Raw genomic sequence first — 16,477 nt, forward strand, 5'->3', positions numbered from 1 at the left:
GCTCCGATATTAAAACTTATCAACTTTTAAAAGGAGTAAATATGAGCCAACTCATTGAAGGTTTTTTAGGCAAGAGTATTGATGGCAAAAAAAGTAAAATGCCAGCAAAACTTGACTATATTCAAAGTGCAACAGGCTTGATTTTAGGCTTGTTTATGTGGGCACATATGTTTTTCGTTTCTACCATTTTGGTTAGTGATGATTTTTTTGATTCAGTGGTTCACTTTTTAGAACTAAAATTTATCATTAATAGCCCTATGATGAGCTACATCACTTCTTTCTTAGCTGCCTGTGTTTTGGTTATTTTCTTTGTACATGCAGGTCTTGCAATGAGAAAATTTCCAATTAATTTTAGACAATATCAACTTTGTAGAACACACTTAAAATATATGAATCATGGTGATTCATCTTTATGGTGGGTTCAAGCTGCAACTGGTTTTGTAATGTTTTTCTTGGGTTCTGCACACTTAATTTTTGTTATTACTAATGCAGATAAAATTAGTGCTGATATGTCAGGTGATAGAGTAGTAAGTCATTTTATGTGGTTATTTTACATCGCCTTATTAATCTGTGTGGAGTTGCATGGAAGTATTGGTCTTTATAGATTATGTGTAAAATGGGGTTGGTTTGAAGGTGAAGATGCAAAAGAAAGTCGTAAAAAACTTAAAAAAGCAAAATGGTTTATTAGTATTTTCTTCTTAGTTTTAGGTGTATTAAGCTTAGCTGCATTTGCGAAAATAGGCTTTAATAATTACCAAAACAACTCTGTAGCACAAATAGTAAAAACTTATGATGGAGCTAAATATGAACATACAATATAGTGATGCTTTAGTTATCGGTGGTGGTCTTGCAGGTTTAAGAGCTGCTATTGAAGTTGCAAAAAGTGGTCAAAGTGTAACTTTATTAAGTATTTGTCCAGTTAAAAGATCTCACTCAGCTGCTGTACAAGGTGGTATGCAAGCTAGTTTAGGAAACAGTGTTAAAGGCGAGGGAGACAATGAAGATGTGCATTTTGCTGATACTGTAAAAGGATCAGATTGGGGTTGTGATCAAGAAGTTGCAAGAATGTTTGCACAAACTGCTCCAAAAGCTGTACGTGAACTTGCTGCTTGGGGTGTGCCTTGGACTAGGGTTACAAAAGGACCTAGAACTGTAGTTATCAATGCTCAAAAAACTACCATCGAAGAAAAAGAAGAAGCACATGGTTTAATTAATGCAAGAGACTTTGGTGGTACTAAAAAATGGAGAACATGTTACATCGCTGATGCAACAGGGCATTGTATGTTATATGGTGTTGCAAATGAAGCAATTAAACATCAAGTTAAAATCATCGACAGGATGGAAGCGGTAAGAATTATCCATGATGGTAAAAAATGTCTAGGGGCTATTGCTAGAGATTTAACTAATGGAGAATTAATTGCTTATGTTGCTAGAGGAACTATGATTGCAACAGGTGGTTATGGTAGAATTTATAAACAAACTACAAATGCTGTTATTTGTGAAGGTACAGGAGCTGCTATCGCACTTGAAACTGGACTTTGCAGACTTTCAAATATGGAAGCAGTACAATTTCACCCAACTCCAATTGTACCAAGTGGTATCTTACTAACTGAAGGTTGTAGGGGTGATGGTGGTATCTTAAGAGATGTTGATGGTTACCGCTTTATGCCTGATTATGAACCTGAGAAAAAAGAACTTGCAAGTAGAGACGTTGTAAGTCGTAGAATGATGGAGCATATTAGAAAAGGAAAAGGTGTAAAAAGCCCTTATGGAGATCACTTATGGCTTGATATTTCAATTCTTGGTCGTGCTCATGTTGAAAAAAATCTTCGTGATGTTCAAGATATCTGTAAAACATTTAATGGTATTGATCCTGCTGATGAGGGTCCAAAAGGTTGGGCACCAGTTTTACCTATGCAACATTATTCAATGGGTGGTATTAGAACTAAACCAACCGGTGAAAGTCAATGGTTAAATGGTCTTTTTGCATGCGGTGAAGCAGCTTGCTGGGATATGCATGGATTTAATCGTTTAGGTGGAAATTCATGTTCAGAAACTGTTGTTGCAGGTATGATTGTAGGGGATTATTTTGCACAATATTGTAAAGAAAATGGTAATGATATTGATACAAATATAGTTAAATCTTTCCTTTCTAAAGAGTATGATTATTTAAAATCTCTTGTAAGCAAAGAAGGAAAACATGATGTATTTGAAATCAAAAACAGAATGAAAGACATTATGTGGGAAAAAGTAGCTATTTTTAGAACAGGCCAAGGTCTTGAAGAGGCTGTTAAAGAATTAGAAGAGTTATATCAAAAATCACTTGATTTAAAAGTACACGATAAAGAATTAAAATGTGCGAATCCAGAACTTGAAGAAGCTTATAGGGTTCCAAGAATGCTAAAAATTGCTTTATGTGTTGCTTATGGAGCACTTTTAAGAACAGAAAGCCGTGGAGCTCATTATAGAGAAGATTATCCAAAAAGAGATGACTTAAACTGGATGAAAAGAACAAATACTTACTGGGTAGAAGGTGAAAGTATGCCTAGAGTTGAGTATGAAGATCTTGACATTATGAAAATGGAAATTCCACCTGCATTTAGAGGTTATGGTGCTAAAGGAAATATTATTGAAAACCCATTAAGCGAGAAACGCCAAGCTGAAGTTGATGCTATCCGTGAAAAAATGGAAGCAGAGGGCAAAGGAAGATATGAAATTCAACATGCTTTAATGCCTTATGAATTACAAGCTAAATTTAAAGCACCAAATCAAAGAATAGGAGTTGATTATGAGTAGAAAATTAACAATAAGAGCATTTAAATACAATCCATTAAGTAAAATTTCTAAGCCTCATTTTGTTACTTATGAGCTTGAAGAAACTCCATTTATGACCATTTTTGTGTGCTTAACTCAAATCAGAGAAAAAATGGATGCAGATTTGAGTTTTGACTTTGTATGTAGAGCAGGAATTTGTGGAAGTTGTGCTATGATGATCAATGGTAAACCAAAACTTGCTTGTAAAACATTGACAAAAGATTATCCAGATGGCGTTATAGAGCTTATGCCTTTACCAGCATTTAGACACATCAAAGATTTAAGTGTTAATACAGGTGAATGGTTTGATGGTATGTGTAAACGTGTTGAGAGTTGGGTACATAATGAAAAAGAAACAGACATTTCTAAACTTGAAGAGCGTATTGAGCCAGAAGTTGCTGATGAGACTTTCGAGCTTGATCGTTGTATAGAGTGTGGAATTTGTGTTGCTTCTTGTGCGACTAAGTTAATGAGACCTGACTTTATCGCAGCTACTGGACTTTTAAGAACAGCTAGATATTTACAAGATCCACATGATCATAGAACCATAGAAGATTTTTATGAATTAGTGGGTGATGATGATGGTGTGTTTGGATGTATGTCTTTACTTGCATGTGAAGATAATTGTCCAAAAGAACTACCTTTACAAAGCAAAATCGCTTATATGAGAAGACAGCTTGTCGCTCAAAGAAACAAATAATCCTAGCCCCCAAGAAAAGGGGGCTCTTAAAACCTTACTAAAACAAATTTGGCAAAATCATAATGTTTATCTTGACACAAATACACTTTTTGATGAAAGTTTAATTGATACTCAAAAAGCAGCAATTATTTTAAGTACTAATCTTGATAATTATGAAAGATTTGGTGCTTTAAATGAATTTAAAAGTTTAATGAAAAGTTTAAACTTACGCTTAGATCTTTATGGTATACAGTATGCACAGGTTTGTTTTATTAATGCTTTAAATTTGGGAATTTTAGATAAAAATGAGCTTTTAAAAGCCTTAGAAGAACTTCAAAAAATTACTAATAATTCTTTAATTTATACCTTTATATCTAGGCAAAAAGTTATTCAAAAAGATTACAAGCAAGAAGTTAAAAACTCACATCAAACACTAGATCTTATTAATCAAAACTTACAAGAGCTTTGTGAAGATGAAAAAGTTCAAAAACTCTTACAAGAAGCTTTGGTTAAATTTAGTAATATTGATTTTTCTATCGCAGTAACGGGTGTGGTAAATGCAGGTAAATCAAGTATGCTAAATGCACTTTTAAAAAAAGATTTTCTAGGTGTATCTAATGTACCTGAAACTGCAAATTTGAGTGTTTTAAAATATGGCAAAGAACAAAAAGCTAAGATATATTTTTGGAGTGAAGAAGAATGGCAAGATATTTTAAAAAGCTCTAAAGATAATCAAGACATGCAAGAGCTTATAAAACAACTTGAACAAAATTTTAATCTAAATGAGTATATTGAAAAAGAAAATAAAAATATAGAAATAAAAATTGAAGAATTAAAAAATTACACTAGTGCAAAAAATAAAATTTCAGCACTTATTAAAAAAATAGAGCTTTTTGCATCGCTTGATTTTTTAAAAGATAATGTTTGTATAGTTGATACTCCAGGACTTGATGATATGATCATCCAAAGAGAGCTTTTAACAAAAGCTTATATAAGCAAAGCTGACTTTTTAATCCACCTTATGAATGCTTCTCAAAGTCTTAGTCAAAAAGATTGTGATTTTATTATAGAATGTTTGCTAACTTCAAGAGTAAGTAAGCTTTTGATTGTACTTACTAAAGCTGATTTACTTAGTCAAAAAGACTTGCAAGAAGTGATTAGTTATACTAAAAATAAGCTCAAAGAAAATTTAGCACAAAAGCAGCTTAGCCAAGAATTATTAGATAATGTAGATTTTGTGTGTATTTCTTCAAAACTAGCTAATGATTTTTATCAAAAAAGAGGTGGAAATTTAGAACAAAGTAATATTTTAACACTAGAAGAACTTATAGCTAAAAGCTTATATGATAAAAACAAAATTGCTCTAAGTGCTTATAAAAAAGAATTATTATTACATTTAGAAAAAATAGAAGAAAAAATTAAATTTTCTAATAAAATGCTAAATTATGAAAGCTTTGAGCTTGATAAGCAAAATCAAACTATTATCAATGATTTTAAAACAAAAAAAGAAAAATTAACGCAAGTAAAAGCAGAGTTAAGTGCTATTTTTAACAAAAAAGATGAAAATACTCAAGAAATTCTAACGCTTTTGTATTTACTAGCTAAGAAATTAAAAGAAAAACTTATAGATGAGCTAAAATATAATCAAAATAATAAAATCAAAAATAACACTCAAAGATTAAATACTATCATCGATACGACTTTAAAAGATGGAATTTTTGATCTTTTAAGAGAGTTAAAACAGCAAAGTGAGTATAAGATCAATGAGCTTAAAACCACACTAAGCGTGAAATATGATTTTTTAAAAGCTATTTTAGAGCAAAATTGTGATGATTTTAAAAGTAAGGTTGAAGCAAAAATAGAAGGTATTTTCACTAATGATCTTTTTATGACACTAAAAGCAGAGCTTTTAAAAAATTTAGAGTCCACTCAAGATATTTATAAACTAGAAAGTTTTTTAGAAAATCAAATTTTAGAAAAATTACAAACATTTAATATAGAAAAAATTGCCCTAGATTTAAAAAATAATCAAGAATTTTTTGCTAATTTGGAGCTTAGTTTAAATTTATACGAAAAAGAGCAAGAAGATCAAATCAAAGACTTAAAAGACCTGATTTTACAAATAGAACAAAATGAACAAAATTCCAAAGAGCTCTTAGAAAAAAATAATATAAAATTACAAAGTTTAAAGACTATAAAAACGGAGCTTTTAAATGCAAAATGATTTGATTAATGATTTTTTAAAAGCTTATGAAAATGCTTATTGTAAAAGTTTTGATGATAGTTTTGAAGGAAAAATTCTAGCAATCAAAAATGCATTTTTAGAACCAAGTTTGCATTTAAATGATGTATTTTTAAAAGATCTTGAAATGATTATAGCCAGCTATAAAAGAGCCATTAATGTGGCTATTATAGGGCAATTTTCCAGTGGTAAATCCACGCTTTTAAATTTGATTTTACAAAAAGAATGCCTGCCAACAGGTGTGGTGCCAGTGACTTTTAAGCCTACTTTTTTACGCTATGCTAAGGAGTATTTTTTAAGAGTTGAATATGAAGATGGCAGTGATGAGATTGTTGATATAGATGAGCTTGTTAAATTTAGCGATCAAAGAAATGAGTTAAAAGAAACTAAAAGCTTACACCTTTTTGCACCTATTGAGCTTTTAAAAGATATCACGCTTATAGACACCCCGGGTCTAAACGCAAACACCACTGATACACTAACTACTTTTAAAGAGCTTTCTTTTATGCATAGTGCTATTTGGCTTAGTTTGATTGATAATGCAGGTAAAAAAAGCGAAGAAGATGCTATAAAAGCAAATACCAAGCTTTTAGAGCGTGGCGGTATTTGCGTGCTAAATCAAAAAGATAAGTTAAGTCAAGATGAGCTAGAAAATGTTTTAAATTATGCTCATTTAGTTTTTGATAAGTATTTTGAAAAAATCATCGCAATTTCATGTAAAGAAGCAAAATTTGATTTGCAAAAGTCAAATTTACCTTTACTTTATGAGTATTTAAAAGAGCTTGATTATGAGTGTATTAAAAAAGATTTTATTAAAGAAAAACTTAGTAATTTATGCGAGCTTTTGTCAAATCAATATGATTTGTTTCAAAATGCACTAGAGCAATTAGAGCTTAAATTTAATGCTATCTTACAAACCTTTGAAGCAAGCAAGCTAGAGCAGAAAATCAAAATTTTAAATCATAATTGTTTGGATAAATTAAAGCTTGTTGGAGAAAAAATTTCTCAAGAAATTTTAAAATTTATCAAAGAAAAAGATAGTAGCTATTATAAAGAAGCTAAGGGTTTATTTAAGAAAAATCTTTATGAAAAAGTCGCTTATAAAGCTCCGTATCTTTCAAGCGATGATGCATTTTTGGCTATGTTTTATAATTCTGAAGTAATGAATAAGGAATTTAAAAAATTAAAAAATGAAATCACTTTAGAATTTAGTCAAATCAAAGATGATTTTTCCTTATTTTTTACTATTTTAGAAGAGCAAATTTTGCTTTTTAAAGCTCAATTTTCAAATTTACAAAAAGAAAATGCCTTAGAAAGTGAAAAAGAATTTGCTAGTTTTAGAAGCTTTGCTAGTGCTAGCGAGGAGCTTTTTTTAAAAGATTTTAAGCAATTATTATTTAAAAGCCAACTTGAACTTGATTTATTTTTAGAAAAGCTTAATCTAAAAGCTTTAGCAAATTATGAAAGTGCTACTAAGCTTACTTTGGGATTTTTTAGTGCTAAAATGAATGCGAGTAAAGAATTTTACGAGCTTGATAGCACTGAGTTTAGCTTGTATCATCCAAAAGCAAGTGAAGTTCACCAAAGAGTATTAACCGAACTTAATGTATATGAATTTGAAGATTTGCTTTTAAATAAGCCTGTAGTTTTAAAAATTTATAAAAATTATATGCAAAGCTTTGTTGATTTTGCAGAAGCTAAAAGGCAGATTATTTTGAATTTAAAAAGTGAATTTGATGCTAAAAAATCAATGATTTCTAGCATCAAATCTCAAATTTCTAAGCTTTAAAAATTTTTTCTAAGTGCGTTTTGTAATTTGTGAAATATTCTTGCACTTGAGGATTTTTAATCACATCATTACAAATAAAAGTAGGTAGTGCTTTCATACCCAGAAATTGATTTGCCTTATGTAAATGTAAATATACTCCATCTACACCTACACCTTCAAAAAACTGCTCTTTATCAGTAAAAGCTTGTATTGGAGCATTCCAGGTAAGAGAAAGCATATATTTTTTATCTTGTAAAAGTCCACCGCTTCCATATTTTTTATTTACATCATTTCTACTTCTTCCATCACTTGTATAAAGTTTTCCATGACCTGCTGTGAAAACATCATCAATATATTTTTTCACTATCCAAGGCTCTCCCATCCACCAACCAGGCATTTGCCAAATCAAAACATCGGCATTTAGAATTTTTTCTACCTCATCTTCTATGATATAGCCTTGATCTATGTGTGTTTGTTGGGTTTGTAAGCCAAGTTCTTGTAAGGTTTTAAGTGCAACTTCATGCAAGCTTGTATTTAGTCTTCCTTTAGAGTGTCCAAAGTCTTTTGCACCATTTAATAACAATATTTTTTTCATACCCATCCTTTGTATTTTAGAAATTATAATTTTAACTATAATTTTATGTCAATACTGAGATTTATGTAAGATACTATATTATAGTAAAGTTTAAAAAGTAATTATGTTACTTTTTATAGTTTATTTTTTGAAAATCATACAAAAATTATATTATTTTTTTTATTTAAGATCAGATTAAAAAAGTAAGGAATAGAATGGATATAAGTTGATATTGTCAATAAAAAGGAGGAGAATATGCAAGATAATGTTATCGATCGTAGAAATTTTTTCAAATTAAGTCTTTTGAGTGGTGGTGTGGTCGCTGTTAGCACCATAAGTGGTGGAGCTATATTACATGCTACGGAATTAACTCATGTACATAAGAAAACACAAGAAAGTTCAAATAAAATAAGAGGAAAAATGTTTTTTCAAGTGCAGACTGATTTTGATAATCTAAGTGCAGCGTGTGAGAGAATTTATCCAAAAGATGAGCAAGGAGAGGGTGCTATAGGTTTAGGTGTGCCTTATTTTATTGATAATCAATTGGCTTCAGCTTATGGCTATAATGATAGAGAATACCTACAAGGACCATTCATAGAAGGAATTGCCGAGCAAGGTTATCAAACTCCAATGAGGCGTAATGAGATTTTTTTAGAGGGTGTTAAAGCTTTAGAAGCAATATCTCAAAAGCGTTACAAAAAAACTTTTTCATCTTTAAAAGGAGTTGAGCAAGATAAAATTTTGGTTGATTTGGAAAAAAACAAAATTGATTTCATAGGATTTAAATCTTCTGAATTTTTTACTTTTTTAAGGGATATGACAATAGCTGGAGTTTTGTCTGATCCAATTTATGGCGGCAATGATAATAAAAATGGATGGAGAATGATGCAATATCCTGGTGCTCAAATGAGTTATATTGACAAGATCACAAGTGATGAGTTTTTTGACATAGAGCCTATGAGCTTAGCTGATATGGAAGGATAGATTATGGCGGAAGTATTAAAAAAAGTAGATGTGGTAACAGTAGGGGCTGGTTGGACAGGTGGTATAGTTGCAGCAGAACTTACCAAGGCTGGCTTGAATGTACTGAGCTTAGAGCGTGGTATGATGCAAACTACGGAAAATTTTGCAATGATTCACGATGAGTGGAGATATGGTATTAACTATGGTTTAATGCAAGATTGCTCAAAAGATACAGTAACTTTTCGCCATAATGTTAATGGTTTAGCCTTACCATATAGAAAAATGGGATCTTTTTTACTTGGAAGTAATGTTGGCGGTGCAGGGGTTCATTGGAATGGTTGGACCTTTAGGTTTTTACCTTATGATTTTGAGATTAAAACAAAAAGTTTTGAAAGATATGGTAATAAATTAGGTAATGATTATACCTTACAAGATTGGGGTTTAACCTATAAAGACATGGAGTCTTATTATGACAAGTTTGAAAAAACCTGTGGAATTTGTGGAGAAGAAAACCCACTTGCTGAAAAAATGGGTTTGTTTAGATCAAGTCCTTATCCACAAGAACCTTTAGAAAATACTAAAATGCTTAAACGCTTCGAAAAAGCTGCAAAAGAAATGAAATTACATCCATTTAGATTACCTGCGGCTAATTCAAAAGGTGGTTATACTAATCCAGATGGTCAAGATCTAGCCCCATGTCAATATTGTGCTTATTGTGAGCGTTTTGGTTGTGAGTATGGTGCTAAGGCTAGTCCTATTAATACTGTCATACCTAAAGCCATGAGCACAGGAAAATATACTATAAGAACTCATAGTAATGTTATAGAAATATTAAAAAAAGATGGCAAAGCTACAGGAGTTAGGTTTGTAGATACTAGAACTATGAAAGAGTATATTCAGCCAGCAGATATTGTAGTGCTTACAAGTTATATGTTTAACAATGCTAAGCTTTTAATGGTAAGTGATATAGGTGAGCAATATGATCCAAATACAGGCAAAGGAACTTTAGGTAAAAACTATTGTTATCAAATCAATATGGGAACAACAGCGTTTTTTGATGAGCAATTTAATACATATATGGGTTCAGGTGCTTTGGGTACAACTTGTGATGATTATAATGGGGATAATTTTGACCACTCAAAAGAGAAGTTTTTGCATGGAGCTATGATTTATAGTGTGCAACTTGGAAATCGTCCTATTCAATCAGCTCCAGTGCCAAAAGGGACTCCAAATTGGGGAGCTAAATTTAAAAAAGCTTTAAATTATAATTTTACAAGAGCTATTACAGTAGGAGGACAAGGAGCATCTTTGCCACACAAAAGCAATTATTTGAGTTTAGATCCAACCTATAAAGATGCTTTTGGAATGCCACTAATAAGACTTACTTATAATTTTACAGAGCAAGATCGTGCTTTGCATAAATTTATAACAGATAAAACAGCTGAAGTAGCTAAAAAAATGCAAGGAGTGAGATCGATTAAAAAAGGAGCATACTTGAAAGATTATAGTGTAGTGCCTTATCAATCTACGCATAATACAGGCGGAACTACAATGGGTGCTGATCCTCAAACAAGTGTTGTTAATACTTACTTACAACATTGGGATATGGATAATCTTTTTGTTGTTGGTGCAGGAAATTTTCAGCACAATAGTGGATATAATCCTACTGATACAGTTGGAGCTTTGGCTTACCGTTGTGCAGAGGGTATTTTAAAATATCATAAAAATGATAGACAATTAGTATAGATATACTTGAAGCATTTTGCTTCAAGTATTATTTTTCGCTACTATCTTTTTCTTTTTTCTTTTTCCACAAATGAAGCGCAGCTCCACATGCACCACCAACAATAGCGGCAATGATAAGATTTGTGATAAAATCCATAATTTTCCTTTTTAAAAATTGTTTTTGTTTTGATAAAAAACGATTTTGGATTATAATATAAAAAGCATAATACTATATTAAAGGAAAGTATATGGAAGAAAAGTGTGATTTTACAGAATGCGGGTTTAATTATACATTATCTTTGATTTCGGGTAAGTATAAGATGAGTGTTTTGTATTGTTTATTTCGCTATGAAGTAGTAAGATATAATGAACTTAAAAGATATCTTGGCAATATTTCTTTTAAGACTTTAACGCACACTTTAAGAGAGCTTGAAAATGATGATTTAATCACACGTAAAGAATACCCACAAATCCCTCCAAAAGTAGAATACCGCCTTGCTAAAAAAGGTCAAAGTTTAATTCCTATTTTACAAGCAATGTGTGATTGGGGTGAGATAAATCAAAAGGAAGAAAAATGATAGAATTATTAGATGGTATAAATTTAGAAAAATACATGGGCACATGGTTAGAAATGGCTAGAAAACCTGCCTTTTTTCAAAAAACTTGCAAAAGCGCTAAGGCAGAATATGAGCTAGAGTATGAAGGCTCTACACCTATAATTAAAGTCAAAAATATATGCACTAAAGAAAATGGAGAAATCTCTCAAGCAAATGGCAAAGCAAGGGTAAAATCTCCAAGGACTTTGGCGGTTAAATTTAGTATTTTTATGAATGTTTTTAACAAACCAAATTATGAGATTGTTTACATTGATACAAATTATCAAGTTTCTATCGTAGGTAGTCCTGATAAAAAATATTTATGGATTTTATCAAGACAAATTTTAGCAAAAGAGCAAATAAACTCTTTGCTTGAAATAGCCAAGCAAAGAGGTTTTGATATAAGTGATGTGATTTTTGATGAGTATTAATCTTCTGTGCTCATATCGATTACATAGCGGAATTTGGCTTTTCCTGAAGTGAGATTTTCATAAGCTTTGTCAATCTCGCTTGGTTTGATGAGTTCAATTTCAGGATAAATTCCATGTTCTAAAGAAAAATCAAGCATTTCTTGAGTTTCTTTAATACCACCAATAAGCGAACCATATACTTTTTTACCTGCTTTAAATACAAAATGAATAATGTTAATGCTAGGACTTACTTCATGTGGAGGTAATCCTACTATAGCCATTTCACCACCAAATTTTAGTAAATCCATATAAGCTAGCGGATCATAAGGGGTTGGTATGGTGGAGATGATGAGGTCAAATCTTTCTTTTACTACACTTTTATCAGTACTAGTATAAAAATTACTTACACCCATAGCTAGAGCTTCTGCTTTTTTGTTTTCATTTCTTGCAAAAACACTTACTTTTGCACCCATTTTCACAGCATATTTTACTGCCATCATACCAAGCCCACCAAATCCTGCTATAGCTACGCTTGAGCCTTCTTTGATATTTGAAAATTTAAGCGGTGAATAGGTAGTAATGCCTGCACAAAGTAAAGGTGCTACTTTTTCAAGTGGAGCATTTTTTGGTACATTGATAGCAAATTTTTCACTTACTACGATGTTGTTTGAGTAGCCTCCATAGGTGTTTTCATTGTCATGAAATACATCTTTGCAGTTATAAGTAAATATGGTTTTGCCATTTTCGCAAAATTGTTCTTGAGATTTTTTGCATGCTTCACACTCTCCACATGAATTTACCATGCACCCAACTCCAGCTAAATCGCCTACTTTAAATTTACTCACATTTTCACCTACCGCGATAACTTCACCTGCTATCTCATGTCCGGGTACACAAGGATAGGTTGCTTCACCCCATTCGCTTCTTGCGGTGTGAATGTCACTATGGCAAATTCCTGCGTATTTGATAGCGATTAAGATATCATTTTTGCCTATTTTATGGCGTGTAAATTCAAAAGGTGTGAATTTAGAATCTTTGCTAAGCATAGCATAACCTTTGCTTTTAACACGACCATTTTCTAAAAAGATTTTTGAGTCCATTTTCTCTCCTTTGTGGTTTTTAAAATTATAAACTAATTAAGGTAAATTAAATTAGGGTTTTATGGATTTATCTATTTTGTTTCAATTTTTGCATATAAACTATAAATTTCTATTATATGTTAAGATCTTTATGTTAATTGGTAATTTTTTATACTTTATAACGTATTTTCGTACTTTATATATGTTTTTATCTACAAAAGGAAGTAAAAATTTACTTCCTAAAAGTTATTATACTGAGAAGAAAATTTAGCAAGTTTTGTATATAGAAAAGCTTAGAAAATTTTTTCTAAAATACTAAATTTATGTTAAAAATCATTTTAAGCTTGCTTTTTATTGAAAATCAGGTTGTTATTAATAAAAATTATAATTATTTTCCTACCCTTTCAGCTGCTTCACCCTTATAACGATCGCCTTTAATTTCTATCTTGTCTAGAATCATTTTTATAGTTTTTAACTCTTCTTTGTTAAAACTAATATTTAAAGCATTAGTATTTTCTTCTAATCTTTGTAAGTTAGTTGTACCAAAAATGGGTACAATGAAAGATTTTTGTGCTAAAACCCAAGCAAGTGCTATTTGTGCTAAAGTGGCATTTTTGGAATCTGCTAAATCTTTTAGTGTATTGAGTAAAATTAAATTTGTCTTTAAATTTTCACTCTCAAATCGTGGTACTTGAGATCTAAAGTCATCGTTTGCAAAAGTGGAATTTGCATCAAATTTTCCCGCTAAAAAGCCTTTTCCTAAAGGAGAAAATGGTACAAAGCCTATATTTAATTCTTCTAAAACACTTAAAAGTTCATTTTCTGGCTCTCTCCACCATAAAGAATACTCGCTTTGCACTGCACTTAGCGGGAAAATCGCATGAGCTTTTTTAATACTTTGAATACCTGCTTCACTCATGCCCCAAGCTTTGATTTTACCTTCTTTGTAAAGATCACTCATTAAATTTGCAACTTCTTCCACATTTATCTTTGTATCAACTCTGTGCTGATAGTAAAGATCAATACAATCAACATTAAGTCTTTTTAAACTTCCTTCAATGCTTTTTCTAATGATTTTTGGTGAACTGTCTAAGATTTGTTTGTTATTTTCTATGGTAATGCCAAATTTAGTCGCAATGATTACTTCATGTTTAAAAGATTTTAATGCTTTGCCAACTAATTCTTCATTGGTAAATGGTCCATAAACTTCAGCTGTATCAAAAAAATTTATCCCAATATCTTTTGCTTTATGGATAAGATTTATCATTTCTTTTTCGTCTTTAGCTTTACCATAGCCAAAACTCATACCCATACAACCAAGTCCTAGAGTGCTTACTTTTAAATTTCTTAGCTTTCTTTTTTGCATTGTTTTTCCTTTTTTTGAAATTGGTTAATAAATTATAAAAGCTAACACCTAGTGTAAGTCAAGACTAAAACTTTAAAAATTTGGAATTTTTTAAAGTTTTAGTCGTTTTTTACGTTTTTTATAATTTTTGCTTAGAGGATTTAGTTTATCTTCACCCTCTTTTGTCATTTTTTCATAATATTTCACTTTAAAATCAAGTTTTTTTAAAATAGCTTGAAACTTTTGGATATCTTTTAGTGTTTTTTCTTTTAAGCTTAAAATAATCTCTAGCCTCTCTTTAGCTGTGTTTTTTCCTTTAGCACAAAGGGCAATATAATCTTTTAAATCTTTAATGCTCATACCAATTTGTCTATAGCAATCTATCCAGAGTACCCATTGTAAGTCTTTTTCACTGAAATAACGTACCCCTTTTTCATCTTTTTCTATGTAAGGAAAAAGACCTTTATCCACCCAAAATCTAAGCGTTCTACTAGAAATACCTGTTTTTCTCTCTACTTCTATAATAGTGTAAGCCAAATTCACTCCTTTGTGATTTTTACATTGAAATCACCTTTTTGTGCTTTTAATATTTCTAAATCACCTTGTACTTTACCCAAAAACACCAAATCATCATTTGCCTTCTGTAATTCATAAAAAATACCAATATTTCCCCATGGTGCATAATAAAATAAATCCCCAACTTGTGGTTTATAGGTACTATTTCCTTTTGCGTTTAATGTTTGCGGTAAATGAGCAATTTTTTCTTTTTTTGCAAAATCACTAAATTTTAATTCCATAGGTAAGGTATTATAAAACTGCTTTGAAGTTTCATTCTCTTCTAAAATTATAAGCAACTCTTTATCGTCAAAAAGTAATTTTATCTGCATTTGTTCCCCTAGTAAAAAATTAAAACATATTAAACATGAAAACAATATTTTTATCATAATCAAGCCTTTAGAGTAAGGCTGTCAAGTACTACAATAGCGTTTAATGCCTTTGGATAGCCGATGTAAGGGATAAGCGCAGCTATGATATCTAGCAAATCTTCTCTACTTTGGCTCATATTAATATTCCCTTGCATATGAGCTTTTACTTGATTATCAGCTCCACCAAGTGAGATTAGATACACCAAGGTTAAAAGTTCTCTAGTTTTCAAATCAAGTCCATTTCTTGTGTAATAGTCTCCAAAGCAATTTGCACTTAAAAAATCATTTATAAAGCTTTTATCCTTAGGGGTAGATTCTATCATTTTAGTGATATTTACCTCGCCAAAAATCATATTTTGTATTTCTTTACCTTTTGTTTTACGATTAGATTTTGTAGTTGTACCTTGCGACTTTAAAGGCAGAGTAATATTTAACTCTTTAAATATATCATTACAAAGACTTAAAAAATCAAGTACCCTAGCAAAACCTATATAAGGTGTGGCTTGATAGATTATTTCTTTAATCTTAATAGGATCTACCTCATTTTTAATCGCCGCTTTGAGTAAAATTCCAAACTCTATTTTTCCACCCACTGCTAAAGTAGAAGCAAGTGTGATTAAAAAATATTTTTCTTTATCTAAATTTGCCTTTACAAAACTTTCGCCAAAAGTAAAATTAATGTGGTTGGTAAAATATTCTTTATCATTTTGTATAAGTGTCAAATTCTCTGTTTTTCCAAAAAATTTCTCAAAAATTTCTTTTGCTTTTTGTGTTAATTGCATGGTTTTTTCCTTAGTAGTTTTTAAAGTTTGCGAAAAAATCGTGTTAGATATTGTACTCAAAAATATAAAAGTTTTTATACTTAAATTTAAAAAGTTTCTACGTTTCATTTTTAAAATTTATCATATATTTGTAGAGATTTTATAAGCTTTACTCTTGCTTTCTTGCCTCTTTGAGTGCATTCTTATACTCTTCATCGCTAACTAATTCCAACCATTCTACATTTCTACCATCGATTTCACTTGTGAGTGCTATATGCACCCCTTTACTTGTATTCGTTGCTCCGTGGAAATGCTTTACTCCAATTGGACAGCTTATAACATCACCTTTTTTGGCTATTACAGCTTTTTGACCTGGTACTTTTGTAATAATTTCTCCTTCTGTTATAATTAAGGTTTGTCCTTTAGGGTGAGTGTGCCACGCACTTCTAGCATTTTTACTAAATTCTACTAAGCCACCACTAAAATCTCTCCATTCATTTGCCTTGAATATCATATGTATTTTAACATCACCACTAAAGATTTTAGAATCCCCTTTAAAGCTTCCATGCTTTCCGGCTTTTTCTATAATTTGCAT

At 30.9% G+C, this 16,477-nt stretch carries 16 protein-coding genes; 9 read left to right on the forward strand and 7 right to left on the reverse strand.

Annotated elements, in window-relative coordinates; translation table 11 throughout:
- Positions 1–41 precede the first annotated feature (41 nt).
- Genes CORN_RS01690 through CORN_RS01710 form a run of 5 tightly spaced genes read left to right on the forward strand, consistent with a single transcriptional unit; the run spans position 42 to position 7,524 of the window.
- Entirely contained in the window at positions 42–821 is a 780-nt protein-coding gene (locus CORN_RS01690) for a fumarate reductase cytochrome b subunit (RefSeq protein ID WP_066007211.1), read from the forward strand.
- Positions 805–2,796 carry a fumarate reductase flavoprotein subunit gene (locus CORN_RS01695; protein WP_066007209.1) on the forward strand — a complete coding sequence of 664 codons (1,992 nt, stop codon included), beginning with the start codon at positions 805–807 and terminating at the stop codon, positions 2,794–2,796. The genes CORN_RS01690 and CORN_RS01695 overlap by 17 nt, the downstream gene beginning before the upstream one ends.
- Positions 2,789–3,514 (forward strand): fumarate reductase iron-sulfur subunit, encoded by a 726-nt coding sequence (locus tag CORN_RS01700; protein ID WP_012661078.1) that lies wholly within the window; start codon positions 2,789–2,791, stop codon positions 3,512–3,514. The genes CORN_RS01695 and CORN_RS01700 overlap by 8 nt, the downstream gene beginning before the upstream one ends.
- Positions 3,492–5,717, forward strand: coding sequence for a dynamin family protein (locus CORN_RS01705; RefSeq protein ID WP_066007207.1), 2,226 nt, complete (start codon positions 3,492–3,494; stop codon positions 5,715–5,717). Before CORN_RS01700 ends, CORN_RS01705 begins: the two co-directional genes overlap by 23 nt.
- Complete coding sequence (locus tag CORN_RS01710) at positions 5,707–7,524, forward strand: dynamin family protein (RefSeq protein WP_066007201.1); 1,818 nt, start codon at positions 5,707–5,709, stop codon at positions 7,522–7,524. The genes CORN_RS01705 and CORN_RS01710 overlap by 11 nt, the downstream gene beginning before the upstream one ends.
- On the opposite strand, the gene CORN_RS01715 is transcribed toward CORN_RS01710, so the two are convergent.
- Positions 7,514–8,098 (reverse strand): NAD(P)H-dependent oxidoreductase, encoded by a 585-nt coding sequence (locus CORN_RS01715; RefSeq protein WP_066007199.1) that lies wholly within the window; start codon positions 8,096–8,098, stop codon positions 7,514–7,516. The two genes, CORN_RS01710 and CORN_RS01715, sit on opposite strands and share 11 nt — an antisense overlap.
- 234 nt (positions 8,099–8,332) lie before the next feature.
- Between CORN_RS01715 and CORN_RS01720 the strand changes: the two genes are divergently transcribed.
- The 4 genes from CORN_RS01720 to CORN_RS01735 all read left to right on the forward strand — a co-directional run bounded on the left by CORN_RS01720 (position 8,333) and on the right by CORN_RS01735 (position 11,792).
- Positions 8,333–9,061: a gluconate 2-dehydrogenase subunit 3 family protein gene (locus CORN_RS01720; RefSeq protein ID WP_066007193.1), complete on the forward strand. Its 729-nt coding sequence runs from the start codon at positions 8,333–8,335 to the stop codon at positions 9,059–9,061.
- 3 nt (positions 9,062–9,064) lie between these two features.
- On the forward strand, positions 9,065–10,786 hold the full coding sequence (locus tag CORN_RS01725) for a GMC family oxidoreductase (protein ID WP_066007191.1): 1,722 nt from the start codon (positions 9,065–9,067) through the stop codon (positions 10,784–10,786).
- Positions 10,787–11,013: 227 nt separating this feature from the next.
- Positions 11,014–11,343, forward strand: coding sequence for a MarR family transcription factor RrpA (gene rrpA / locus CORN_RS01730; protein ID WP_066007189.1), 330 nt, complete (start codon positions 11,014–11,016; stop codon positions 11,341–11,343).
- Positions 11,340–11,792: a lipocalin family protein gene (locus CORN_RS01735; protein ID WP_066007185.1), complete on the forward strand. Its 453-nt coding sequence runs from the start codon at positions 11,340–11,342 to the stop codon at positions 11,790–11,792. Before rrpA ends, CORN_RS01735 begins: the two co-directional genes overlap by 4 nt.
- On the opposite strand, the gene CORN_RS01740 is transcribed toward CORN_RS01735, so the two are convergent.
- The 6 genes from CORN_RS01740 to CORN_RS01765 form a co-directional block, all read right to left on the reverse strand.
- Complete coding sequence (locus CORN_RS01740) at positions 11,789–12,871, reverse strand: NAD(P)-dependent alcohol dehydrogenase (protein ID WP_066007183.1); 1,083 nt, start codon at positions 12,869–12,871, stop codon at positions 11,789–11,791. The genes CORN_RS01735 and CORN_RS01740 overlap by 4 nt on opposite strands.
- Before the next feature lie 367 nt (positions 12,872–13,238).
- Positions 13,239–14,216: an aldo/keto reductase gene (locus tag CORN_RS01745; RefSeq protein ID WP_066007181.1), complete on the reverse strand. Its 978-nt coding sequence runs from the start codon at positions 14,214–14,216 to the stop codon at positions 13,239–13,241.
- A 90-nt stretch (positions 14,217–14,306) separates the two neighbouring features.
- Positions 14,307–14,732 (reverse strand): MerR family transcriptional regulator, encoded by a 426-nt coding sequence (locus CORN_RS01750; protein ID WP_066007179.1) that lies wholly within the window; start codon positions 14,730–14,732, stop codon positions 14,307–14,309.
- A 2-nt stretch (positions 14,733–14,734) separates the two neighbouring features.
- Entirely contained in the window at positions 14,735–15,082 is a 348-nt protein-coding gene (locus tag CORN_RS01755; RefSeq protein WP_245162275.1) for a cyclophilin-like fold protein, read from the reverse strand.
- Between the two features lie 59 nt (positions 15,083–15,141).
- A complete protein-coding gene (locus tag CORN_RS01760) occupies positions 15,142–15,903 on the reverse strand; it encodes a carboxymuconolactone decarboxylase family protein (protein WP_066007175.1) in 762 nt (253 codons plus the stop codon).
- A 148-nt stretch (positions 15,904–16,051) separates the two neighbouring features.
- Entirely contained in the window at positions 16,052–16,477 is a 426-nt protein-coding gene (locus tag CORN_RS01765) for a cupin domain-containing protein (protein ID WP_066007525.1), read from the reverse strand.

The sequence above is a fragment of the Campylobacter ornithocola genome (genome assembly GCF_013201605.1).
Taxonomy (GTDB): domain Bacteria; phylum Campylobacterota; class Campylobacteria; order Campylobacterales; family Campylobacteraceae; genus Campylobacter_D; species Campylobacter_D ornithocola.